Genomic DNA, 23913 nt, shown 5'->3' with positions numbered 1-23913 from the left:
TAGTTTTCTACAGCCCGTTGAAATCATACTTCCATAATAATCGGTAGAACCATCGGGTGTCTCCGCGTCTTTTGTGCCAAATATGGTGTGAGCGTCTCAGACACGAGTTGCTTCATCTCCGACCACTTCATCTGCTTATTTGACAATCCTTGCTCGACCGTTTTCTTCAGCAGACGTTCACCATCACGAATCAAGCTACCTGATTCACGCATATAGACAAATCCTCGTGAGATGATATCTGGTCCTGACACGAGTTTACGTGTCTTGCCGTCGATACTGATGACGACGACAACGAGTCCATCTTCAGACAAGATGCGTCGGTCTCTTAATACGATATTTCCGATGTCGCCAATTCCATTTCCATCAATATAAACAGCGTTCGCAGAAATTTTACCGGTGACAGCAGCCGAATCGGCATCGACGGCGAGCACTTCCCCGTTATCCATGACGAAGCTGTTCTCTTTCGGGATGCCAACGGATTCAGCAAGTTCCGCATGTTTCTTCAACATCCGATACTCACCGTGAATCGGCATAAAGAATTTTGGATTGAGTAGACGAATCATCAACAACTGTTCTTGTTGCGAACCGTGTCCTGATGTATGAATGTTCGTCAACTTCCCATAGACAACGTCCGCCCCTGCTTTATACAACTGATCAATCGTCTTCCCGACGGAAATGGCGTTACCAGGAATCGGAGAAGATGAGAAGATGACCGTATCTCCAGGAATAATCGACACTTGACGGTGTGTCCCGTTTGCGATGCGACTGAGCGCGGCCATCGGTTCACCTTGTGAGCCGGTACAAAGGATCGCAATCTCATTCGGGTCGTAATGACGCATTTGATTCGTCTCAATGATCATCCCTTTCGGAACGTTGATGAAACCGAGCTCTTGCCCGATCGTCATGACTTTTTCCATCGAGCGACCAAAAATCATCAGATGGCGTCCAGTCTCGGCACACGCATCGACCACTTGTTGTAATCGATAGATGTTTGATGCAAACGTTGCAAAGATGATACGACCGTCTGCCTTACGGAACGTCTCGCTAATGGTACCTCCGACAACACTTTCACTCATCGTAAACCCTTCGACTTCCGCATTGGTAGAGTCAGATAAAAGACAGAGCACACCTTCTTTTCCGATTTCCGCCATCTTAGCGAGGTCTGCTGGTTCACCGACCGGAGTGAAGTCAAACTTGAAGTCACCCGTATGGACGATATTCCCTTGAGGTGTTTTCACGACGACACCGAGTGAGTTCGGAATCGAGTGAGTCGTACGGAAGAACGAGATGCTCGTTTTTCGGAATTTAACGATTGCATCTTCATCAATTTCATGGAGCTCCGCTTCACGTAACAATCCGTGCTCTTCTAGTTTTACTTTAATTAAACCGAGGGCGAGTTTTGTCGCATAAATCGGTAACTGAACTTGCTTTAGTAAAAATGGAATCCCACCGATATGGTCTTCGTGACCGTGCGTGATAAATACCCCTTTTACTTTGTCCTTATTTTTAATCAAGTACGAGTAATCTGGAATCACATAGTCAATTCCAAGCAAGTCATCCTCTGGGAACATGATTCCCGCATCGATGACGATGATTTCATCTTGGAATTGAACAACGTATGTGTTCTTCCCGATTTCTCCTAGTCCGCCTAATGCGAACACAGCTGTTTGGTGGTTCTTAACAAACTTCATTTAATCTCTCCTTACTTTAATTATTAATACATCTATGTGAAACATAAGTGATTCTCGAATATGCCCGTAAGATTCTTTTTTCATTATAGCTCATATCATGCCAATATTTCACTAACGATGTGATATTCGTGGTAGTTTCCCTAATTCATGTTATCCTTTTAGTGGGTTCGAAAAACATATTTTTAGATAAAGAGAAAGAATGGTGAATCAAATGGAAGACCAAAAAGTTGTTTTTTTCGACATTGACGGAACGCTCTTACATGAAGGAAGTTATATTCCACCTTCAACGATTTCAGCAATTCAAGCTTTGCAGGCAAACGGTGTCGAAACATTTATCGCTACGGGGCGAGGACCAGCCATGCTCTCGGACATCCCGGAACGCGTCGGGATTGACAGCCTTGTATGTTACAACGGTCAAATCGTTGTGCATCAAGGCGAAATCGTGTATCGTAACACGCTCTCAAAAGACGCCTTAACCCGTTTGACGACTCACGCCACATCAAATGACCATACCCTCGTCTATTTAGGACAGGACAGTGGAGGCGCCTCAAAACCGAATGATACCATTGTCAATCAATCCCTCGGAGAGCTTGCCATGCCGATTCCTCGATTTGAACCGAACTTCCACGTGGAAGAGGATGTGTACCAGACACTCCTCTACTGTACGCCAGAAGATGAACATCACTATATCGGTACCTATCAGGAGTTCGATTTCATTCGTTGGCACCCTCATGCGATGGACGTGATCAATAAAGGGGCAAGTAAGGCCGATGGCATCCGTCACTTTATCGAAACGAACGGCTACCGCGTTGAAAATACGTACGCCTTCGGAGATGCTTTGAATGACCTAGCCATGCTCCAATATGTAGGGACAGGTATCGCCATGGGCAATGCTCGTTCTGAAGCGAAGGACGTTGCGGATTTTGTGACAAAATCAATCCTCGAAGATGGTATCGAACACGGTTTGAAGACCATGAAGCTAATCTAAAAAAAGACCTCTTTTGAGTCAAACCGTCGAGTTGGATCAAACGATTCAACAATCACGGTATCGCTCAAGAGGTCTTTTTTATTTCGAACGTAACGTCCGCTCGAGTCTATCTAGATCAGTATCTTTACCAATGATGATCAAAATATCTTCTGATAAAATCATTTCATCCGCCTGCGGAGAAATGAGGACATCATCATCGCGACGAACGGCAACAATGTTCACCCCGTATTTCGCCCGTAAGTCCAAATCAATAAGAGATTTGTTCGACAACTTATCAGACGCTTTGATTTCGACAATCGAGTGTTCATTCGATAACTCAAGATAGTCGAGAATACTTTGGCTCATCAATCCATTTGCAATTCGAACGCCCATATCGCGTTCTGGGTGGACGATGTTGTCTGCCCCAATTCGACGAAGGACTTTTTCATGGTAATCGTTTGTCGCTTTCACCGTGATGATTTGTACACCGAGCTCTTTTAATATTAACGTCGTCAAAATCGAAGCTTGAATGTTTTCTCCGATTGCGACAATGACATGTTCAAAGTTACGAATCCCCAAACTTTTCAATACGTTCTCATCGGTCGTATCGGCAATAACGGCATGAGTGGCCAACCCCATAAACTCGTTGACGCGTTCTTCATCGGAATCGATGGCGAGGACGTCGTATCCGTTTGAAGACAATTCACGGACGATCGACCCACCAAACCGTCCTAATCCGATGACTGCAAATTCACCTGTCATGATGCTACATCCCTTTCCTACACATATTCTCTTCTTGATTCTTCGTTCAGTTTAACTGATTCCACTTCAAAACTCTATACAAAAAACAAAACGGGATTCCCTTCAAATAAAGGAAATCCCGTCTTTGACATTATGCTTTTCCACTCGAGCGTTTCCCTCGTACGTAGTCGTTGTCGAACAAGAACAAACGAAGCAAGAGATAGAGCGCCGGAACGAGAAGGAGCAATCCTAAGATGAATACGATGACGAGCGCCACCGCCATCGACTCGTTGACGACACTTCCATTGATATCGATGTACGGATACAAGATATACGGCAAGTGCGAATATCCGTATCCGAACCAAGCCATGAAAAATTGTCCCATAACCATCAGGAAAGCAATACCGTAGTTCCGTTTCATATAAACGAAGGAGACGGCGATGACGAAGAAGAGGAAGCTCATCGCGAACCACCACCAGTTTCCTCCTAGAATACTTTCATAGTGCCAAGCCGCCTGCGACTTCAAGCCGAAGAAGACAAGCCCTGAAGCAATAATCGTCGGTACACTCCAAAAGAGAGCCCATTTCCTGACGAGTTCGACCGCATCTCGATCACGTGCTTTGTCCGCATAGAACAAAAGGAACATGGCGCTAATATATAGGACCGAGACAATTGCTAAAATGACGACTGTCCACGAGTAGAAGTTGGTAAACAACTTCGCCGCGTCAAAGATGACTCCGTTTTCCGTTTCGGTGATAAAACCACCTTGACTGACCGTCAATACTGTCGACATCGAAGCTGGGATGAGTAACCCGGTCGCCCCGTAAAGGAATACATAAAGCGTACTTTCTTTCGACCCGTAGTTCGCAAACGCATAAAAGCTACCACGAATCGCAAGCAAGATTAAAACTACAGATGCCGGAACGAGTAGTGCCGTCCCATAATAGTAAGCCGTGTCAGGGAAGAATCCAACAATTCCGACAAAGAAGAAGACAAAAAATACGTTCGTGACTTCCCATGTCGGGGACAAATACCGCTTGACGAGTCGGTTCACTAGATGGTCGCGTTTCGTATAGCGGCTATAAAAGGCGAAGAATCCTGCACCGAAGTCAATCGATGCGACGATGAGATAGCCGTACAAGAACGTCCATAAGACGGCAATCCCTAATTCTTGAATTTGCATGTCATACCCTCCGATCACACTTCATCCGCAAACATCGCTTCACCACGATGTTCGGATTGTTTTAGTTCTTTCCCTACTGGGTTCTCTTTGAACAGGCGTGATAGAACGACTACCGTGACTGTTCCAAGTACCGCGTAGAGGATCGCGAAAGCGACAAGCATCCAACCGACATTTGCCGATGTCGTAGCTGCATCACTCGTGCGCATCAACTCGTAAAGCGCCCAAGGTTGGCGACCAAACTCAGCGAAGAACCATCCAAATTCAATCGCTGCCATCGCAAGCGGTCCGCCGGCTGCAATCGCAAAGAGCATCGGTTTACTGAACTGGTTCAATCGCTTAATATAGCGCCCCAGTACGAATAGGAAAGAGATGAGCGCGAGAAGCATCCCGATTCCGACCATCGCATCAAAAAAGTAGTGAACAAAGAGCGGCGGCTGGTCTTCTTTTGCGAATTCATCTAGACCTGTCACCTCATAGTTCGGGACACCACCAGCAAGAATAGAAAGTGCATAAGGAATCTTCAAAGCCCCTCGGACTTCATATCCGCCTTCACCGTCATCTTCTAACCAGCCACCGAGAATCAATTCTGCCTCGGAGGAGGTTTCAAAGTGCCATTCTGCTGCCGCTAATTTATCCGGTTGATATTGAGCCAAATATTTACCTGAGAAATCACCAACAAGCGCTGTCGCAATCGCAAAAATCAGTGCGACTGTCATCGTCAAACGAAGACCTTTTTTGTGGTACTCGATCGACATTTTGTCGAGTTGATTACGACGTTGACGCAACAATTGTACGGCTGCAATCGCTGCTAAGATGAACGCAGATGTTAAAATCGCAGACGTCAGCACGTGTGCCATCTTCGTCGGCATCGCCGGACTGAACATCGCCTCAAGGGGACTAACGTTCGCCAAACGACCGTCGACAATATCAAACCCTACAGGTTGGTTCATAAAACTGTTTACCGTTGTGATGAAAAATCCTGAGAACAATGCACCTACCGCTACCGGAATGCCGAGAAGCATGTGGTGCCACGGATTTTTAAAGCGATCCCACGTGTACAAATAAATCCCGAGGAAAATCGCTTCAAAGAAGAACGCGAACGTCTCCATGAACAGCGGGAGCGCAATCGTTTGACCCGCGACGCGCATCAAATTCGGCCATAATAGAGAAAGCTGTAGACCGATTGCCGTACCCGTCACAACACCGACCGCTACCGTCACGACATAGCCACGTGACCATCGTCGAGCCATGAGCGTGTATTTCGGATCTTTTTTACGAATCCCTAAAAATTCTGCCAATAAGATTAAAAGTGGAACCCCGACGCCGAGTGTGGCAAAAATCACATGAAACCCTAATGTGAGTGCCGTCAATGCCCGGCTCATCAGGACAGGATCTTGAAACATCTATTGATTACCTCCTATCTCTCTCTATCGCTTCGAAACATGTATGAAGCGACAATCACAGATGAATACCCTTCGATACTTTCATCATAATGATTTTGTATTGCGCTGTAATGTCCTAATGCTTGAGTTCGCAAAATGTTCACATTTGAGCAATCGCCACAAAATCGTCGCTTTACATTCATTCACTTTTCCCTTTTCCACCAAGCTTCACTCCTATTTGAACACACTAAAAGCGGTCACAAACGCGACCGCTCCGAGTTATTGAATCATGACTGTACGGAAGTAGTGATCAAATAAATCAATGGCAACTTCTATCGCACGTTCATCCGGATTGAGTGTCGATTGATGGAGACCCGACCCCATGTCGTTTACCCCTAACCAAACCATGAAGCCCGGGACTTGCTTCAGCATATATCCGAAATCTTCGCCCGTCATGGCTGGTACGCAAGTCTTATACGAATAGCCCACCTCTTCGACCGCTTCTTCGAATTGATAGAGATAACGCTCATCGTTGACGACCTCATGGTAGCGATTCCCGAATTCAAGATCAATTTGAACGTTATACGTCATCTCGACCCCAGCGATGACTTGACGAATCCGACTCTCGAGCACGACCATTTCTTTATCAGACAATGCTCGTACCGTCCCATCCAATTTAGCCGTATCAGCAATGATATTCTCTTTCTTCCCGGCCGCGACCTTTCCGATGCTGACGACCGCACTTCCCATCGGGTCGATGTTCCGTGACACGATTGTTTGCAGTTGCATGATGAGCGCAGCTTGAACGATGACAGCATCAATCCCAGCATGAGGAAAGGCGCCATGCCCTCCTTTACCATGAATCGTCATATGGAGCTCTCGCGCGCTTGCAAATAGCACACCGGGTCTTGAAGCTACCATCCCGACCGGATATTCAGGAGCGACATGTAAGCCGAATAACGCATCTGGACGAAAGTGATAGAACAACTCAGATTTCGCCATCGGTTCCGCTCCCCCCGGTCCTTCTTCAGCAGGTTGGAAGAAGATGACGAGATGATGATTAAACGGTACTTCGACGGCACGTTTAATCAATCCGAGCGCGATGGACATATGGACGTCATGACCGCACGCATGCATCATCCCTTCATGAATCGATGCAAATTCTAAATCTGTCTCTTCCGTAATGGGTAACCCATCCATATCAGCCCGATATCCAATCGTCTTTTCACCGACAAGTCCATCTACACGTACAAAGAGCCCCGTCCGCCAATGCGTGATCTGAACACGTGGTGAATCGAGCGAACGAATCAATTGTTCAAGAGTCGCTTGTGTTTTGAACTCTTCATACCCGACCTCTGGAATTAAATGTAGTTGTCTTCTCGCTTCGATTGCCCAATTCATGATTCAGTCTCCTTCGTTACTTCTTCAACAATATTCCAAAATGCTTGAACTTGCGCCAACTCTAACATCGATTCTGTCGAGAGCATCCAAGTGTCTCGAACAAGCGGCACCCCAGCTGATGAGGTCAATGGGATCTTATTCATCTCATTGACATCTTTGATGGTCGACTCCGGCAAAATTGCAAAGCCGATTCCATGTAACGCCATCTGTTTACACGTTTCAATCTGATCTACGACAAGCGTCGTCAATGGCGGACTTGAAAACCGTTCTTGCCACCACTCTAATATTTCCTGGTAATAAGTCGAATCACTCTTAAACTGAATGAACGAGCGTTCGTTATTTTTCAGTTGGGAGAGTTCGGTCATCTTCAAATCGACCAAGTGTAAGGAGTCGGAGAACAACTTCATACGCTCGCCCCGCCAGTCCGGATTCCCTCGTATAATCCCTATATGATAATTTTCTTCAAGCATATAACGCATCATTTCACTCGACCACCCTGTGACCAACTTCACTCGAACGGACGGATATCGTTCCACAAACGTCTTTAATACTTTCGGTAGCCAATATTGCCCCATGATAGAGGCGACGGCGATTTTCAATGTCCCGTATACTTCTCCTTGGCTTGCTGTCAGCTCGCCTCTTAGTTCCTGTTCTTCACTGTACATCTTTTTGGCAAACTCGATGATTTTCTCGCCATCTGGTGTCAATGCGAGCCCTCGGGTCGAACGAACAAAAATCTTCTTTCCCCATTGGTGCTCGATTGTCACGAGCCGCTGACTGAGAGCCGGTTGTGAGACGAACAATCGCTCTGCCGCTTTACGCATATTCAATTCTTCTGCAAGAATAATTAACACTTCTACTTCTGAAACTTGCATCACGTCACCTGTTTCTCTATCGTTTGAAAGATTGTATACTGAATAAGTATTTGTTTCAATGTATCATATCATGTTTATTCAATATTTTGAGTATTAGGAGGAATTCTGATGCAACGCCGTCATTTCGCCTTTATCGTCGCAGCTGTCGCGACACTCGGCAGCCTTTATTATTCTGAAGTTATGCTCTTTTTACCGTGTAAATTATGCTGGTTCCAGCGTGTTTTTATGTATCCGCTGGCCATCTACTATCTGACCACCATGTTGACCGTTCGTGATGTCAACCGCTTGTTTGTCGGAATCATGGCCGGAGCGGGATGGTGTATTAGCCTATACCACGTGATTTTAGAACGCATCCCTAATGGAGAGGCTTTCTGTACGAACGACTGCCTGATTCGCTGGGTCAACTACTTTGGATTCGTCACAATTCCTTTACTCAGTTTCATCGCATTCACATGCATTCTGATTATTCAGTTCGCCCCTTTCAAGAAAGCGTGAAACAAATAAAGGAGAAGCTGTCATCGCGACAGCTTCTCCTTTTTTCATTGCCACCACTCGTCGTACAAAGAGGCAGGCATATGATGCTTGTGACGTGAACGTTTGAAAATCGTCTCGATTCGTCCGGCAATCTCCGGGTCGATGGATTTCCCTTCTAAATAATCATCTAGTTGATCATACGTCATACCAAGCGCCACTTCGTCAGGAAGTCCAGGACGACCATCTTCAAGGTCTGCTGTCGGTACTTTATAAATGATACGTTCGTGGGCCTCCAATTCGTGGAGAAGTGCTTTTCCTTGACGCTTGTTCAAGCCAGTCAAAGGTGTGAGGTCACATGCACCGTCGCCATGTTTCGTATAAAATCCTGTCACATACTCTGCTGCATGGTCGGTACCGACGACGAGGGCTCCGAAAGTAGCAGCGACGTCATATTGAGCTTTCATTCGTTCTCGCGCCTTCGTGTTTCCTTTATGGAAATCACTCAATTCGAGATCAGTCGCTTGTCGGAACGCCTCAAGTGATGCATCGACAGCAGGTTTGATGTTGATGGTCAATGCTTTGTCCGGGCGTATAAACTCAAGAGCAAGTTGCGCATCACCTTCATCATGTTGTTCACCGTATGGTAATCTTATCGCGTAAAACGTATATTCTCCATCCTCTTCCGATCGCAGCTCTTCCATCGCGAGTTGACATAGTTTTCCGGCCAAACTTGAGTCTTGTCCTCCTGAAATACCTAGGACGAGTCCTTTCGCACCAGCTCGTCTCACGTAAGTTTTCAAGAAGTCAATCCGCTGTCGAATCTCCTCTTTCGGATCGATGGTCGGTTTGACATGTGTTGATTCAATGATATGTTGTTGCATGGATGACCCTCCCACTATTCTCTCATTTTGCTTTATTGTCCGATAATCCTTATACCCCGTCAACTAGCACTCTAAAAAAAAGAAAGACGGAAACAATCGTTTCCGTCAAGAAAGTTATTGAATTTTAAATGATGTGACTTCTCCACCAATCGGTGTCATTTCTAAGAACAATTGTTGATCATCCGCTGGCGCTTCGTCGAGCAACACGCCAAACGAGAATCCGCCTCCTGTGACTTCAGCCGCTCCTTGTGCATACAGGTTATGCCCATCTGATACAGACCACTCGAACTCTACCTCGTCCGTGAAACCACTAACTTGAATCATCGTGTCATTCACATCAATTTGTACATCACGGAACGCACCATCTGATTGAGGTTCTGATGCAGATGGTTCTGAAGTATCTTCTTCAGGTTTTTCTGAGGCAGATCGTTCAACTGTGAACGTCGTCTCATCCGTTACAGCAATTTCCGGAGCCCCGTCGACTTGAGCGAGCCCGACCACTTCGACTGAATATTCACCAGCCTCTAATTCATCTAACAGTAAGACCTCATCGAAGATCTTTTGTTCATCCGCTGCCCACTTTTCTTCAATAATCGATTCCGTGAACATAAATTCGCTACCATAATCAAATACGATTTTGTCACCTTGCTTGATAATCAACTGATAGCGCTGTGACGTATTGAATGTCACGTCCACGGCTTCTTCATTTGGGTTCGTCATTTTGATTGTTGCCGACAGTGTATTTGCAGATGAATCGTATGCCACTTCCGTGTCGAGCGTCAATGGAGCCGGTGGTTCAGACGAATCACTGTTCACTTGACTCGGTTTCGCCTCTTCTTTACCACACCCTGCTACGACTAATAAGATTGCCGTCACTACGGCGAGCAACCAAGTTTTCTTCATGGATCCCACTCTCCTCAACAAAATAAAAAAACGTCTATAGCACTAGTGTATACAAAGTGCAGACGTTTGTAATGATTTTCCTTATATTATTTACCTTTTTTACGAAACTTTAGTTTGTTCCATGTATTGCTGCCAGCCGGTCATGAACAATGAATCTGCGATATCGAGATCAGACCGGACTTGAGCCGTGATAGAGAACGTCTCACTGTGCATCGATTCAAACGTGACGACCATCGTTTCTCCTACTACTTCCTTATAAGCTACAAGTTCAGGCGTTTCTGCAAACAATATCATAAGTAAGGCTCCTTTGTTCATCTGTGATAAACCTAGTGTACCAATCTTAAACCGATATATATGTCCTATCGTTCGACAGTGAACCAATGACATTATACCTATTGTCGAAACGCTTACATCAAATGTTAAGCAATTGGGGAAATGTGCATATGATTTTATGAAAAAAGGAGCAATCCGCACTGCAGACGCTCCTCTTTACCTTAAATTGTAAATCAAATTGATTCAACACTTGTCGAACGAAACAAGTTATTTAGAGCGGTTAGAAATTTGTTGCCATACCGTTCCGAGTGCCGTTTCCCCGCTCGTGATCCGCTCTTTCGCAAGTCTTGCTTGTAATGAAACTTCAAATTCACGGTCTTCTTCGGCAATTGATAGGGCTTGGACAGCACGTTCATCTCCACAATCAAACAAGAATCGAGCCGCACGCCAACGGACAAGTTTGTTCTTATCTTTTAGCGCCTCAATCATCGATGGCTGTGATTGAGGTAACGCCCAGTCTGAGACTGTGTCCCCAGCTGTGCGCCTCACAATAGGAGAAGCGTCTACTAAGGCTTGTTCGATATATGTGACATATTCCTCACGTCGCTCTTCAAACATCCCGATCATGACAACAGCCTGTCGACGGATGGCCATCACTGAATCTTCTAGTGCACGACGGAAATATGGCATATTTTCATGATGGATTTCGAGTTCATCTAGGAATGCCATCCGATCTTTCCAGTTCTCCGATTGTAAATGATTCGCGTTCGTCTCAAAATCAGCCTCGCGTCCGAATGCCCGAGCTACAATGCGTTCGACACGTTCTTTTGGATACGCAGCCTCCAACTCTTCTTGAGCGACGGCACTGACTTCATCCAGTTGGCCATAACGTGGGGCTTGTTCCACCCAACGACGGTCTTGGATAACATTTTTCACCTGTGCTTGAACTTCCATCGCTGCATCAACGAATCGTTTCGACAGTCCGATTCGTTTTTCCTCGTCCCCTTTGACGAGTTTTAATTGCATCGGAACATCAAGTACAAACTGAACAGAAACGTGAACCGGTTCATAGTCCGTATCCATTTGGGCGGTCTCGACTTCCTCGACTTGTTCCCCAAAAACTCGACGAATCTCATTCATCACGTCGTGCCAATCATGTTTCGGATGACGTTCGACAGCGATAAAATCAGATACAGCATAGACTGATTTCACCCCTTGAAGTGCGACAATCTCCTGAATGATGACCGGAGCATCGGTACTCGCTTTGTCATACGTGGTGCCTCTTCCTTCAAATGGAGGTTCTACGATAATTTTCAAGTTATTTGGACTTGGTGTTGGTTCAATTGCTACTAGTTTCATTCTCATCACCTCACTCTTCATCGTGACGAAAATGACAAAAAAACGCAAGCGAGTCGCTTGCGTCAATCATTCGTCTATTTATGTTTAGAACAGCGCGATGAACTGTTGGAGCGAATACGTATCACCATCCACAGTAAACGTGTCGTCATCTGCAATCGGTTCAAGGAAGAAACGTTTTTCTCCGTCTTCTTTTACATAACCGAAAATATGATTGGATTGATAGAACAACTCTACAATCGTCATACGTCCAAACGTCATTCCATCGTTCATTACCGCCCGATCACCTAATTCGCCGCCATTGTACAGTTCGATGTAAGTTTCCATTTTGGTGTCGCTCCTCTTGTGTTTGTTTTCACAATTCCTTTCTATCAAACAACAAGAACGACTTCAAGTTATTTTTTTGCGCTACGCTTCCAAAATTCAATCCATTTATAATACTCAAATAACGTTTTTTTAATTTGTCGAATGGATTTTTCATCGTGAAGTCCTGATTCCCCGATTTTGTCTTTACAATGCGTTATAAAGATTTCATTTCCTGGTAAAACATTTGCTCGATTTGTGGCAAATACTTGTCGAAGATGAATTTGGCATCTGGCCGTTCCGAGCATACCTGGAGACGCTCCGGCAATCATGACCGGTTTATCCCGAAGTGGGGTACCCGGTTCGAGCGAGAGCCAGTCAATCGCGTTCTTCAAGACACCTGGGATACTGTGATTATATTCCGGAGTGACGATCAGTAATCCATCCGCTTCCCGAACGGCTTGTTTCAAAGTTGCCACTACTTCCGGTTCATCTGGGTCAATCAAATCATCATTAAATAATGGGAGCTCGATTGAGACGACTTCAATGTCAAAATCGTCTCGAGCAAGTCCGATGATTGAGCGGAGAAGAGCCGTATTGAATGATTGTTTCCGAAGGCTGCCAGAAATCGCAATCAATTTATACTTTTTCATGAGAAGCCTCCTGTAGCCATTGATTAATAATCGCAGCCTCTTCCTGAGGTGCTTCCATCATTCCCATATGACTGTAAGGGACAACGGCGGTCGTGTGACGACTCGCACCTAAAAACGCCCGGTCCTCATTCATGTTCGGATCTTTCTCTCCATAAATGAATAATCCCGTAAGTTCAGTTGCCTCGACAGTGTTCACTTCATCTTCACGATCCCGAATCGCTCGTTGCGCATTCACAATTCCATCGACCGACATATGGTATCCAATCTTAATCGCATTTTCGACGAGCATAGGGTCTGAATCATTCGAGAAGACACTCGGAATCATCCCATCAATAAACGGCTTTACCCCTTCTTCGATGACTTTATTGATCGCCGCATTACGTTTTTCTTTAGCCTCTTCTGAATCTGATGCAGCGGTTGAATGAATCAGTCCAAACCCTGACAACTCGCTCTCATAACGACGAACGAGATTTGTAGTCACATACCCCCCGAATGAATGCCCGAACACGAGTGGTTTGTCAAGATTACGCAGTCGTATCTCTTCAATGACCCAGTCCGCGAACTGATCCATCGTTTCCGGTCCCACTTCCGTGCCTGCATGACCCGGTAATATGAATGCATGAACTTCCGCATCTAGCAAAGGTTCTAACTGTTCAAAGTACTGTGGCGAACCACATAATCCATGTAACAAGACAATTGCTTTCATAAGATTGAATGCTCCTTTTCTTCCCATTCTGTTTTGAGTAATCGATACATCGTCAAATCCATAAAACGACCATGACTGTACGCATAATCTTTCAATAATCCTTCCTCGATAAACCCGAGTTTTTGTACAAGTCGATTTGACCCTTCATTACCTGGTGCGACCAATGCGGAAATCCGGTGGAACTTGAATTCTTCAAACCCATGCTGGATGACAGCCGTAGCCGCTTCAAACGCCACACCTTGTCTCCAATAATGATGAGAGACCTCAAATCCAATCTCAGCACGATAGTATTGGGCGGTCCAATTGTGAAATCCAATCGTTCCGACCAAATCGTTCGTAAATCGATCGCAAATCGCCCAGCGGATGGCTTTCCCTTGCTGAAATTGATCTTTAAAATAAGCGATCACATTCTTCGCTTCATAGACGGCAAGCAACGGGTCCGACCCATAATATCGCATCACTTCTTCCGTGGATAAGATGGTATAAAGCGCTCTTGCATCACGCGGTTCAAGCTCCCGAAGGATAAACCGTGGCGTAGCGAGCTCAGGAAAACTACGTTTCAATCCCCACATATGGAACCCGCCTTTCCTATTCATTTCCTCAATTATACTTATCTTTTCCCAAATGTATCGAACTCAATCCTCAGTAATCGTCTCAAGATGGCAGAAACCAAGTGTTTTTGCTACTATGAATGTAGTATGTCAAACTGAGGGGATACCATATGTCAAAACAACTCTTTTATTTGAAACTAGACCGAGACGTCCAACGATTCACGCTTCATGGTGTAACATTGGCCGATGTAACAGAGGCTTTTTCCGTAAGGAGACCGATGATCATTTGTCGAACCGATATTAAAGGGATGAGGCAATCATCACGGTCACGTTTTCGCTATATCGAAGCGCATGAGCTTTCTTCGTTCTCGTCAAAGTATTTGAATAACCAAACGACATTCACAGCAATCGACTTTCCAGATTACAACACGCTTGAAACGTTGTCTGATCATGAGATTGCAGAGATCCTGTTTTTAAGTCATATGGAACGTGGGATTAAAAAACCGTTTTTGGATTCGCTCGATAATGAGATTGCTTTTTTCAACGAAGCGAACGATCGGCACAGTAGCCTCTACATTCGAGACTGGTCGACCATCAATCGATTTGTTCAAAACATGTTGCAAAGTAAACTCGACCGAGACATTCGCAACATTAGTTTTGTCCCGATCCCACTTCCTGTAATTGATGAATTGCTCGACTTGGCACCTCAAGGGCTAATCATCGACTTCGATCATACAAAACGAAGTTTATTCAATCGACAAATTGTTATTTCTTTCTATGTGGCTGGCCGTTATGAGGACATGTCCGTCCTCGAAGAAGACTTCGACGCCAAGAAAGAGTCCATCGCACTTAAAGGACAGTTGATGTATCGCCGTCGTACTTGGCAAATCGAACGGTTATAAGGTCACACATGTAACTAACGTATCTGAACCTCTGGACAAGAGGTTCTTTTTTGTTATTTTCAGACTGATTATTTCAAGCAATTTCCCTTCATAACCGGGCTTGAACGCTATCCTTAAAAATTGATAACAAATTGTCTTAATTTTTTGTTAAATTAACACTTTTCTTTTCTGAATGAGGCGTTATACTAGGAATAACCTTCTGGAGGAATGGAAGGCAATATAGAGAAAGCGAGGTGAAAATCTATTCATCACGCGGATGGATAGATACACGAAATGGAACAACTGAAAGTACAAGGAGTCTCTTCGTTCACCAAGTTTGCGACGAATGGAAAAATGCTGAAATTAAAAGATGCTCATGCAGGGGAACAACGCATTTCACTACAGGATGCGACCGACATTCAAGTCTCTCTGCTCGACGAGGACCATTCGCGCTTCACTATATTTGGTCATGCTCACCCGCTTGTGGAGCTGACCCTTCCTCACAACTCTTGTGAAGTCCTTTATGCATGGTTACTACACAAGATGAAACGACAAAAAATCAAATTAGCTTCAAACGCTTAAACAAAACAAGGTCTTGTCTCCGTGTGGGAGAAAGACCTTGTTTCTTTATCTTAAATCAGAACTTTCCTTCGTTTCTCTTTATATTATGAAGTCGGCGTGATCGAGTTTTTCCGATAGATGGTTATTCCCCCATGCTTGGCTTCCCCTACAACTTCGAAAAGCCAACCTTTCTCAATTAACATAGTTCGAACAAATAAGAAGTCTTCTTTCGGCACTTTCACTTCCTCTACTTGTCCCTCTAACAATTGCTGAAACGTTGTCTCCCAATCAGTCATGTCCATTCTCCTTACGTGAGTCTTCTTCGCTCATCCACTCAAAAAGGCGACGGCCGGAATCGAGTCGGTTAGTCGCATCCCATAATTCGTTTGGAACGACTCGAGATACGTCAATCGTGCCATTTCCCGCAAACACGACATCTTCGCCTGTCGCCTGTTCAATATAGTGAAACGCGAACGACAAGACGGATTCTTCCGATTCATGCCCACTTTTCTGCAAGGCGAGATCGTAAGTCTCGTCACGTTGGTTGTTCACAAGTAACGTCCGCCCTCCATCGAGTAACGTCATCGGTGGGACGGCATCGACATGAAACACTTCATACGAACGATACGTCCCTTCGTTATAAGATAAAAGCGGGATAAACTGGCGTTGACTCGTCCATTTTTTCAATTGGAACAAAATTCTCATCGAAGTAAACCAAGTTGCCCCCTCAATATCTTTTTCCACTAAAATCGTAGGAATTGATGCTTCATCCGCTTCTTTTTTGTGAACAAACAGCCACTTCTCTACATCTACGACGATGATCAAACTGTCTTCCTCCTTATGAACCATTCAGAGAGTGCAATCATGGTCAGTGCAACGAACCATCCACCGAGCACATCACTAAAGTAATGAACATTTAAGATGACCCGACTTAGTGACACTGCAACCACAAGACAGACGAGTATTGCAATAGCGACCTTCGACTGTCCCTTTTGATACAGTACATACGCCATCAATCCATACAGCGCAAACGAACCGGAAGCGTGTCCGCTCGGAAAACTGTACGTCGTCGCATCAAGAGACGCATCGATGAGGGGTCGGTCAATTCCATAGATGAGTTTTAACACTTGGGTCAACAGAAGTGTCCCGATTCCCACGAGCGCTAGGCGCCATGCCTCGACACGATTCCCTCGCCATAACCAAAACAACAATCCTAAAATCGAGAGTCCAACGATCACTTGAGCACTCCCTAATTCTGTTACGTATGAAAATATACGATTCGGTAATGGTTGTAACCATTCATATACGATTGTGTTCATCGGATCGACCGCCCCTAAAACGACAAACACCGACACGATCACATAAGCGACCGTCCCGGCTATCATCACCTTCTTCGGTGTCCACGCCATCAATATAACCCTTTTCGTTCACGTATCTCTTCTTCTCCGAAATCGACCATATCGCGTAACCGGTGTGCCAAACGCCCTGAAGCGTTTGCCGCAATCGCGCCGACGAGGTCATCCATGAACGTATGCACTTGACCATCGTCCATCTTCGTATCGAGTTGCTTGATGATACCTATTTTTGCCTTGTCTAAGTATCCGAATGTGGTCACGGCAATCGAACCATATGTGTTGACGGCACCAATCGCAATCGTTTCATCCACACCAAATAATCCCTCATCAGATGCGATAATTGATAAGAGTGGTTCTGATAACTGACCTTTCTCTGCCAACATATCAAGCTCTGAGCCGACAAGAATTGCATGTTGTAATTCACGTTTGTCGAGAACCGCCTCGACAGAATCCATGCAATCTTTTAATGAAAGATGCGGTGAGTAAGGTGCTTGCATCTGATAGACAATCTCCGCAATCGATTCAATCGTGACGCCGCGCTCGAATAGACGAGCACGAGCCGCGTCTCGGACGTCTCGTGAGTGTGGTACGTGTTTCATTGTATGCGCAGGATCGGAATCCTGCTTCACATCCCTTCGTTCAGAGAGTTATAATCTCTCTATATGATATAACCATTATACTGAAAAATCGAAAAAAAGACGAACCCTGCTTTGACTTCGCTTATTAAATCGTTCATCATAAACATGTAGTGTAAACGATTAAAGGGGGAAGAGGAATGAAGATTGGGGTAGTCTTATTTCCATCAAAACAAGTGCAAGATTTTGCGAACTCTTATCGAAAACGTTATGACACGAAATATGCGTTAATTTCACCTCATGTGACAATTAAAGCACGTACAGAAGTGTCAGAAGAAGAGTTGCCGAAAGTACTAGAATATTTACAGCAAGTCGCAGATTCGACTAAACCGCTTCATCTAAAAGTCGATGGTGTCCGGTCTTTCGCACCAACAAACAATGTATTGTATTTGAAGGTACTCCCGACACGTGAACTATCCACGCTTCACCAGCGGTTACATGAAGGTCTCCTCAATCAACCGCCGAAATATGAATTTTTGCCGCATATCACCATCGGTCAAGATTTGACCGATGCGGAACTGTTCGATGTACTCGAGCGGTTGCGTATGGAACAAGTTCATTTTGAAGAGACCATCACACGGATGGCCGTCATGTACGAACTCGAAAACGAAACGTGGAACGTCTATGAGACGTTCCGTTTCCGTGGTTAAACTTATATGCTCCGGTCGACATAGCGACCGGGGTTTTTTTCTTGCTCTTCTTCTAGCCATTCTTCCCGCCGAGGCCGGATACGTTGAACACGTTTGATGCGTGTCACCGGTTCGATGCTCGCTCGACCTGATGGCTGGACTTGACGATTGACATATTGCACGACCGTGAAATCAATTTGATAAGGACCCATGATCTGACCTCCTTCATAGGTCCTTACCCGATTCTTTCATATGGTAATACAAAAATGGCGCATCACTGCGCCATTGCCCAAACTTATAAAATATGGTACCCGCTATCCACGTGAATGACTTCACCGGTAACGCCGCTCCCCATTCCCGAAAGAAGAAAGAGTCCTGTCGAAGCCACTTCATCTGCAGATACGTTTCGACGTAACGGTGCCTTCTGTTCAAGTTCAGAAAGGATACTGTTAAAATCACCGACCCCTTTAGCCGACAACGTGCGAATCGGGCCTGCTGAAATTGCATTGACACGAACCCCGTGAGGTCCATACTCGTTCGCCAAGTATTTGACACTTGAGTCAAGTGCCGCTTTTGCAACGCCCATCAAGTTGTAATTCGGGACGACACGCTCTCCACCGAGATACGTGAGCGTGATCACTGAAGCATCAGATGCGAAATATGGTTTCGCTGCTTTCACAACGGCTGTCAAACTGTAAGCTGAAATGTCTAACGCCTGCGCGAATTGACCTCGTGTCATCTCAGAGAACTCACCGCGGAGCGCTTCTTTGTCAGCAAACGCGATCGAATGAGCGATTCCTTGAATCTCCCCTGCTTCTTCGTGGATTGAGCGGAACGTCATTTCAATCGCTTCGTCGTTCGTCACATCGCACTCAAGTAAAATCGCTTCTTGCTTTAACTCACCCGCAAGTGATTCTAATCCTGATTTGAATCGTTCTGCTGCATAAGTCAATACGAGCTTCGCTCCCGCTTCATCAAGCGTTTTGGCGATGGCCCAGGCGATCGAGCGCTTGTTGGCAATCCCCATGACGACATAAGTTTTATCTGTTAACGTTGGAAAAATTGACATCATAAACTCCCCTTTTTAGTACCTGGTGATAATATCTGTTATCAGATTACAGAAAGGTTTCTCTTTTGTCAACCGGCTCGTTTCGTATTGCGATTTTTTTAAGTTGCGGTAAGATAAAATACGTATAGAAAGGGTGACTCGACTCCATTATGAACCGCATTCAATCATATTTTAAAAGTTTAGACACGACGCTGTTGACCATCGTCTTCCTGTTAATGATCATCAGCCTCGGTGCAATCTATACGGCACAGCCGATCTTGCCGACACGCCTTCAGCATATCAACTTCGCTCTCGAGCAAGGCATTCGTTACGTTATTGGCTTTTTTGCGATGTTTGCCATCATGACGATTGAATATGAACAACTACGGAAAATCCATTGGTATTTGTACGCATTCGGCCTGCTCCTTCTCGTAGGGTTAATCCCTCTCCGAGATACAACGCTCGTTCCAAATATTAATGGGGCGTATGGGTGGTATAACGTTCCAGGTTTCAGTTTCCAGCCTGCCGAGTTCATGAAATTGTTCCTACTAATTTCGATGTCGACGATTGTGTATGAACACAACAAACGATATGGCTCATCTCAACTCGATACGTGGCTCTTGGTCAAACTGATTTTAGTCGCCCTCCCTCCACTCGGACTGATCGTAACGCAACCCGATTTGGGAACAGGGCTCGTCTTAATAACGATGCTCGGCGCCGTCATTATCGTCTCGGGAATTGGCTGGAAGTGGTTGCTCGGTCTCTTCAGTGCGGCCGCTCTGACAATCGGAACATTTATGTATTTGTTCTTCTCCCATTTTGAGTTGTTGCAAGCGTTCGTACCGGGCCATGCCCTCAACCGATTTCAAGCATGGATTTATCCATACGAGTATTCAGACGATTTAGCATTCCAGTTAATTAAGTCGTTACAAGCAATCGGGTCCGGACAAATGTTCGGGACAGGATACGGACAAGGTCTCGTCTATTTGCCGGAATCACAGACAGACTTTATTTTCGCAGTGATCGCCGAACATTATGGTTTCATTGGTGCAGCGCTCGTTATCATCGTCTTTTTCCTGTTCCTCTATCGCATGATTCATATTGCATTAGAGTCAAGTAGCGCTTTTGGAAGTTACATCGTCACCGGCGTTATCGCTATGTTCACATTCCAGGTTTTCCAAAACATCGGGATGACGATCGGTGTTTTGCCAATCACGGGTCTCACACTTCCATTCGTCAGTTACGGGGGAACGGGAATCATCATGAACATGATTGCAATCGGTCTCGTGATGAACGTGGCATCCAAATCAAAAACATATATGTTTGATGACGATTGACAAAAGCCCTCAAGGAATTGAACTTGAGGGCTTTGTTCACGTTCGGATAAAATCTTCTGGGATCGGCGCCTCGATAAAGATTTCTTCTCCTGTTAACGGATGAATAAATCGTGCAGACGCGCTGTGAAGGGCATGACGGTCCATTCGATTGACTCCACCATACATAGAGTCCCCAAGGAGAGGATGTCCAATATGGCGCAAATGAACGCGAATCTGGTGGGTTCGTCCTGTCTCAAGACGTATGGTCAATAAAAAGTCACTTCCGAATTTCTGGCAAGCGAGAACATGTGTGACGGCACGTTGCCCATCTTCTGTCACGACCCGTTCCATGATTGAGCCCTCAGCACGCCCAATCGGCGCATCAATTGTTTGGGGCAACACTTCTTCTTCGACGAGTGCCATGTACGAGCGCATCAATTTATTCGCCTTTTGAAGTTCGCTGAATCGATGATGAACAAAACCAAACTTCGCAAATAAAACCACCCCGCTCGTATCGCGGTCGAGTCGGTTGACGACATGAATCGCAGAAGGAAGACCGATTTGCTTATAATATCCGAGTACTGCGTTCGCGAGCGTATCGGTCGGGTGTAATCTTGATGGAATCGTCGCGATTCCTGCAGGTTTGTCAACCGCTAACAAAGCGTCATCTTCGTATAAAATACGAAGGAATCGGTTTGAAGCGACCATTTCTGTTGAAGGAGATTCTTCTGGGAACGTGACCTCCACTTCATCACCCTGTTCGAGATTATGACGCACGGTTCGAGCTACTCCGTTTACTTCAATCTTCCCTTCATACTTCACGAGCGTGAGCATTTTTCGGGAAATGCCCATATCTTGCATTAAAAAATCGCGAAGTGGGCTTTCTTTTTCCACAACGCGACGAATTGTAAATCCTTGCATCCGTTACTTTCCTTCCTCAATGAACGATTCGCGCACCCGGCGCCAAAACGGGAAAGGCCGAAATCGAGCGAACGTCACTTTTTCTTTTGCAACCGCACATCGAATCGAGACGACGTCAGACCAAGACAAAGCTTCTTGATGGTCAAACGCCAATTCGAATTCGGTTTTTGTATGCGGCTTGATTTTCACTTGATGATGTTTCGGTAAAAGAAGCGGCGCCCCGATTGTTCGATAAACCAAGTTGTTAATCGAGGCCATTTCCGTCACTTGAATTGCTTCGATTGACGGATGAACGATTGCCCCGCCGAGCGCTTTATTATAAGCAGTCGAACCGGATGGGGTCGAGATACACAGTCCATCTCCACGAAACGTCTCAAAATAATCATCTCGTATCGATAAATCACAAACGAGAGTTCGCTTGTAATTTTTAATCGTACAATCATTCATCGCTAATTGACGATCGGTCTTTCCGTTCTCGTAGTCGATCAGAACTTCTAATAGTGGGTACGAGACCGGCTCGAACGACTCACTCGTAATCATTTCCGTCAGTTCGTCCAATTCATCCGGTTGCCAATCGGCATAAAAGCCTAAATGTCCAGTATGAATGCCGACGAGAAGCGTTTCATCGAGTCGGTCAATGTATTTATGGAACGCCTGCAACATCGTGCCATCTCCCCCGACCGATACCACGATTCGCGGCTCCTCAGATCGCGTATGCCCGGCAGCTTGAAGTTTACCAGTCAGTTCCTGGGCAATCTCCGCTGATCGCGTATCCCCTCTCGAAACAATCGCAAACTGCATATCAATTCCCCCTAGTCCTCATCCGTTTTCACGTTCATCTCTTTATCCCGAAACACTTGCTGGGCGTCTTGAATTTCGACGCGGAGTTGACTCATTTCTGCATCGAGAAGAAATGCCGCCTCGGCCGCACGTCTCAAACGCTCTTGTACTTCTAAAGGCATATCGTCATCGTATTTATAGTTTAATGAATGCTCAATCGTAGCCCAAAAGTTCATCGCAAGCGTGCGGATTTGTACTTCGACTAGCGTCGGGATTTCTCCATGAATCGTTTGAACCGGGTATTCGATGATGACATGATACGATCGATAACCAGAATCTTTTTGGTGAGTAATGTAATTCCGTTCCTCCACTATTTTAAAATCTGTTCGACGATGAAGCAAATCCAAGACGTGAACGATATCATCGACAAATTGGCACATAATTCGTAATCCAGCAATGTCTTGCATATCTGTCGCCAATTCGTGTTTAGCGATATTTTTTCGTTTCGCTTTTTCAAGTATGCTCCCGATCGGTTTCACTCGACCAGTGACAAACTCTATCGGAGAATGGTCATTTTGAGACTTAAATTGCTTACGAACTGCTTTTAATTTTACTTTCAACTCGTCTACCGCGATTTGGTACGGTACTAAAAACTGATCCCAGTTTATTGATTGCATACGCTGTCACCACTTTCGTTCTTTTCCGGAAAAAAACGTGTCCTTTCCGTATGTATCCGTTTGTATGGTATCATAAACGAACAATTGTTCATAGAATGGAGCGATGATTCATGACCCAAGAAGTGGAAATTGAATTTAAATCAATGTTGACGAAAAAAGAATACGAGACGCTACTTCAAACCTACAAGTTAGAGGATCAAGTTCGCTGGCAAGCGAATGACTATTTTGACACACCATCGTTCCAGTTAAAAGAAAAGGGTGCAGCACTCCGCATTCGCGAGAAGAAACAAGGTCAAGTATTGACACTAAAACAGCCGAATGATGTCGGATTGCTTGAAACACACGCAACCATCACAAAGGCAGAGGCTGAAGATTTATTTAAATACGGCATTATTCACGATGACCAAATGAAACAAGCACTTGCACCATTTCAGTTGAGCGCCCCACTCGAACACCTCGGTCGTCTCGAAACGCACCGGGCAGAACATCAAATGAAAGATGGACTACTCGTCCTAGATGAAAGCCATTATTTGGAGACAACAGACTACGAAATAGAATTTGAAGTAACGAACGAAGAAGCCGGTCGCCGTGCCTTTGAACGACTCTTAGCAGAACACGGACTTCCTTACCGTCCCGCCAAAAATAAAATCGTTCGATTCATGGAGTTAAAAATGAATCCTCTTGAAGGTTGAGCAGATACATTGCCAACCTTTTTTTTTCGTTGCTACAATAAGCTTACAAAGTTAAAAGATTTATTGACGAGAGGAGGC

At 45.2% G+C, this 23913-nt stretch carries 30 protein-coding genes; 7 read left to right on the top strand and 23 right to left on the bottom strand.

Annotated elements, in window-relative coordinates; genetic code table 11:
* Nucleotides 1-23: 23 nt before the first annotated feature.
* Nucleotides 24-1691, bottom strand: coding sequence for a ribonuclease J1 (gene rnjA, locus KNO98_RS10155; RefSeq protein ID WP_026826374.1), 1668 nt, complete (start codon nt 1689-1691; stop codon nt 24-26).
* A 199-nt stretch (nt 1692-1890) separates the two neighbouring features.
* On the opposite strand from rnjA, the gene KNO98_RS10150 reads away from it, so the two are divergent.
* Nucleotides 1891-2679: a Cof-type HAD-IIB family hydrolase gene (locus KNO98_RS10150; protein ID WP_200868284.1), complete on the top strand. Its 789-nt coding sequence runs from the start codon at nt 1891-1893 to the stop codon at nt 2677-2679.
* A gap of 78 nt (nt 2680-2757) precedes the next feature.
* On the opposite strand, the gene KNO98_RS10145 is transcribed toward KNO98_RS10150, so the two are convergent.
* The 5 genes from KNO98_RS10145 to KNO98_RS10125 form a co-directional block, all read right to left on the bottom strand.
* Complete coding sequence (locus KNO98_RS10145) at nt 2758-3420, bottom strand: potassium channel family protein (RefSeq protein ID WP_026826376.1); 663 nt, start codon at nt 3418-3420, stop codon at nt 2758-2760.
* Between the two features lie 130 nt (nt 3421-3550).
* Nucleotides 3551-4582 (bottom strand): cytochrome d ubiquinol oxidase subunit II, encoded by a 1032-nt coding sequence (locus tag KNO98_RS10140; RefSeq protein WP_026826377.1) that lies wholly within the window; start codon nt 4580-4582, stop codon nt 3551-3553.
* 14 nt (nt 4583-4596) lie between these two features.
* Nucleotides 4597-5985, bottom strand: coding sequence for a cytochrome ubiquinol oxidase subunit I (locus KNO98_RS10135; protein ID WP_214700753.1), 1389 nt, complete (start codon nt 5983-5985; stop codon nt 4597-4599).
* Between the two features lie 258 nt (nt 5986-6243).
* Nucleotides 6244-7365, bottom strand: a complete 1122-nt coding sequence (locus tag KNO98_RS10130) for an N-acetyldiaminopimelate deacetylase (protein WP_214700752.1) — start codon at nt 7363-7365, stop codon at nt 6244-6246.
* Nucleotides 7362-8240, bottom strand: coding sequence for a transcriptional regulator CcpC (locus KNO98_RS10125; protein ID WP_214700751.1), 879 nt, complete (start codon nt 8238-8240; stop codon nt 7362-7364). The genes KNO98_RS10130 and KNO98_RS10125 overlap by 4 nt, the downstream gene beginning before the upstream one ends.
* Nucleotides 8241-8348: 108 nt before the next feature.
* Here KNO98_RS10125 and KNO98_RS10120 point away from each other — a divergent pair, with 108 nt between their 5' ends.
* A complete protein-coding gene (locus KNO98_RS10120; protein ID WP_214700750.1) occupies nt 8349-8735 on the top strand; it encodes a disulfide bond formation protein B in 387 nt (128 codons plus the stop codon).
* A 44-nt stretch (nt 8736-8779) separates the two neighbouring features.
* Here KNO98_RS10120 and nadE read toward each other — a convergent pair whose 3' ends face one another.
* The 8 genes from nadE to KNO98_RS10080 form a co-directional block, all read right to left on the bottom strand.
* Nucleotides 8780-9595: an ammonia-dependent NAD(+) synthetase gene (nadE, locus tag KNO98_RS10115; protein WP_214700749.1), complete on the bottom strand. Its 816-nt coding sequence runs from the start codon at nt 9593-9595 to the stop codon at nt 8780-8782.
* Nucleotides 9596-9709: 114 nt separating this feature from the next.
* Nucleotides 9710-10498: a BsuPI-related putative proteinase inhibitor gene (locus tag KNO98_RS10110; protein ID WP_214700747.1), complete on the bottom strand. Its 789-nt coding sequence runs from the start codon at nt 10496-10498 to the stop codon at nt 9710-9712.
* 99 nt (nt 10499-10597) lie between these two features.
* Nucleotides 10598-10792 carry a hypothetical protein gene (locus tag KNO98_RS10105; protein ID WP_015881244.1) on the bottom strand — a complete coding sequence of 65 codons (195 nt, stop codon included), beginning with the start codon at nt 10790-10792 and terminating at the stop codon, nt 10598-10600.
* A 246-nt stretch (nt 10793-11038) separates the two neighbouring features.
* Entirely contained in the window at nt 11039-12130 is a 1092-nt protein-coding gene (locus KNO98_RS10100) for a virulence factor (protein WP_214700746.1), read from the bottom strand.
* A gap of 84 nt (nt 12131-12214) precedes the next feature.
* Complete coding sequence (locus KNO98_RS10095; protein WP_026826385.1) at nt 12215-12454, bottom strand: hypothetical protein; 240 nt, start codon at nt 12452-12454, stop codon at nt 12215-12217.
* Nucleotides 12455-12522: 68 nt separating this feature from the next.
* Nucleotides 12523-13083 carry an NADPH-dependent FMN reductase gene (locus tag KNO98_RS10090; protein WP_214700745.1) on the bottom strand — a complete coding sequence of 187 codons (561 nt, stop codon included), beginning with the start codon at nt 13081-13083 and terminating at the stop codon, nt 12523-12525.
* Nucleotides 13070-13789 (bottom strand): alpha/beta fold hydrolase, encoded by a 720-nt coding sequence (locus KNO98_RS10085; protein WP_214700744.1) that lies wholly within the window; start codon nt 13787-13789, stop codon nt 13070-13072. Before KNO98_RS10085 ends, KNO98_RS10090 begins: the two co-directional genes overlap by 14 nt.
* A complete protein-coding gene (locus KNO98_RS10080; protein ID WP_026826388.1) occupies nt 13786-14361 on the bottom strand; it encodes a GNAT family N-acetyltransferase in 576 nt (191 codons plus the stop codon). Before KNO98_RS10080 ends, KNO98_RS10085 begins: the two co-directional genes overlap by 4 nt.
* Before the next feature lie 149 nt (nt 14362-14510).
* Here KNO98_RS10080 and KNO98_RS10075 point away from each other — a divergent pair, with 149 nt between their 5' ends.
* Nucleotides 14511-15242: a hypothetical protein gene (locus KNO98_RS10075; protein ID WP_214700743.1), complete on the top strand. Its 732-nt coding sequence runs from the start codon at nt 14511-14513 to the stop codon at nt 15240-15242.
* Between the two features lie 273 nt (nt 15243-15515).
* Nucleotides 15516-15803 (top strand): hypothetical protein, encoded by a 288-nt coding sequence (locus tag KNO98_RS10070; protein ID WP_015881237.1) that lies wholly within the window; start codon nt 15516-15518, stop codon nt 15801-15803.
* A gap of 83 nt (nt 15804-15886) precedes the next feature.
* On the opposite strand, the gene KNO98_RS10065 is transcribed toward KNO98_RS10070, so the two are convergent.
* Genes KNO98_RS10065 through KNO98_RS10050 form a run of 4 tightly spaced genes read right to left on the bottom strand, consistent with a single transcriptional unit; the run spans nt 15887 to nt 17736 of the window.
* Nucleotides 15887-16078, bottom strand: coding sequence for a hypothetical protein (locus KNO98_RS10065; protein ID WP_214700742.1), 192 nt, complete (start codon nt 16076-16078; stop codon nt 15887-15889).
* Nucleotides 16071-16607 (bottom strand): hypothetical protein, encoded by a 537-nt coding sequence (locus KNO98_RS10060; protein ID WP_214700740.1) that lies wholly within the window; start codon nt 16605-16607, stop codon nt 16071-16073. Before KNO98_RS10060 ends, KNO98_RS10065 begins: the two co-directional genes overlap by 8 nt.
* Entirely contained in the window at nt 16604-17191 is a 588-nt protein-coding gene (locus tag KNO98_RS10055; protein WP_214700738.1) for a phosphatase PAP2 family protein, read from the bottom strand. The genes KNO98_RS10060 and KNO98_RS10055 overlap by 4 nt, the downstream gene beginning before the upstream one ends.
* Nucleotides 17191-17736, bottom strand: a complete 546-nt coding sequence (locus KNO98_RS10050; protein WP_214700764.1) for a phosphatidylglycerophosphatase A family protein — start codon at nt 17734-17736, stop codon at nt 17191-17193. The genes KNO98_RS10055 and KNO98_RS10050 overlap by 1 nt, the downstream gene beginning before the upstream one ends.
* 176 nt (nt 17737-17912) lie before the next feature.
* Here KNO98_RS10050 and KNO98_RS10045 point away from each other — a divergent pair, with 176 nt between their 5' ends.
* Nucleotides 17913-18422, top strand: a complete 510-nt coding sequence (locus KNO98_RS10045) for a YjcG family protein (protein WP_214700736.1) — start codon at nt 17913-17915, stop codon at nt 18420-18422.
* A 2-nt stretch (nt 18423-18424) separates the two neighbouring features.
* Here the strand turns inward: KNO98_RS10045 and KNO98_RS10040 are convergent, their stop codons facing one another.
* Nucleotides 18425-18613: a hypothetical protein gene (locus KNO98_RS10040; RefSeq protein WP_015881231.1), complete on the bottom strand. Its 189-nt coding sequence runs from the start codon at nt 18611-18613 to the stop codon at nt 18425-18427.
* Between the two features lie 83 nt (nt 18614-18696).
* Nucleotides 18697-19470, bottom strand: a complete 774-nt coding sequence (gene fabI, locus KNO98_RS10035) for an enoyl-ACP reductase FabI (RefSeq protein WP_026826395.1) — start codon at nt 19468-19470, stop codon at nt 18697-18699.
* A gap of 149 nt (nt 19471-19619) precedes the next feature.
* Between fabI and KNO98_RS10030 the strand changes: the two genes are divergently transcribed.
* Nucleotides 19620-20786, top strand: a complete 1167-nt coding sequence (locus KNO98_RS10030; RefSeq protein WP_214700734.1) for an FtsW/RodA/SpoVE family cell cycle protein — start codon at nt 19620-19622, stop codon at nt 20784-20786.
* A gap of 36 nt (nt 20787-20822) precedes the next feature.
* Here KNO98_RS10030 and KNO98_RS10025 read toward each other — a convergent pair whose 3' ends face one another.
* The 3 genes from KNO98_RS10025 to yjbM are packed head-to-tail and all read right to left on the bottom strand — an operon-like array spanning nt 20823 to nt 23143.
* Nucleotides 20823-21686 (bottom strand): RluA family pseudouridine synthase, encoded by an 864-nt coding sequence (locus KNO98_RS10025; RefSeq protein ID WP_214700732.1) that lies wholly within the window; start codon nt 21684-21686, stop codon nt 20823-20825.
* 3 nt (nt 21687-21689) lie between these two features.
* A complete protein-coding gene (locus KNO98_RS10020) occupies nt 21690-22487 on the bottom strand; it encodes an NAD kinase (protein ID WP_026826398.1) in 798 nt (265 codons plus the stop codon).
* Nucleotides 22488-22498: 11 nt separating this feature from the next.
* The gene (gene yjbM / locus KNO98_RS10015) at nt 22499-23143 is read right to left on the bottom strand and encodes a GTP diphosphokinase (protein WP_026826399.1); all 645 of its coding nucleotides are present in this window, start codon (nt 23141-23143) and stop codon (nt 22499-22501) included.
* 110 nt (nt 23144-23253) lie between these two features.
* Between yjbM and KNO98_RS10010 the strand changes: the two genes are divergently transcribed.
* Nucleotides 23254-23835, top strand: coding sequence for a CYTH domain-containing protein (locus KNO98_RS10010; RefSeq protein ID WP_214700730.1), 582 nt, complete (start codon nt 23254-23256; stop codon nt 23833-23835).
* Nucleotides 23836-23913: the final 78 nt, after the last annotated feature.

Source organism: Exiguobacterium sp. s57 (assembly GCF_018617685.1).
Taxonomy (GTDB): Bacteria; Bacillota; Bacilli; order Exiguobacteriales; family Exiguobacteriaceae; genus Exiguobacterium; species Exiguobacterium marinum.
This window is presented reverse-complemented; position numbering and strand designations above follow the sequence as displayed.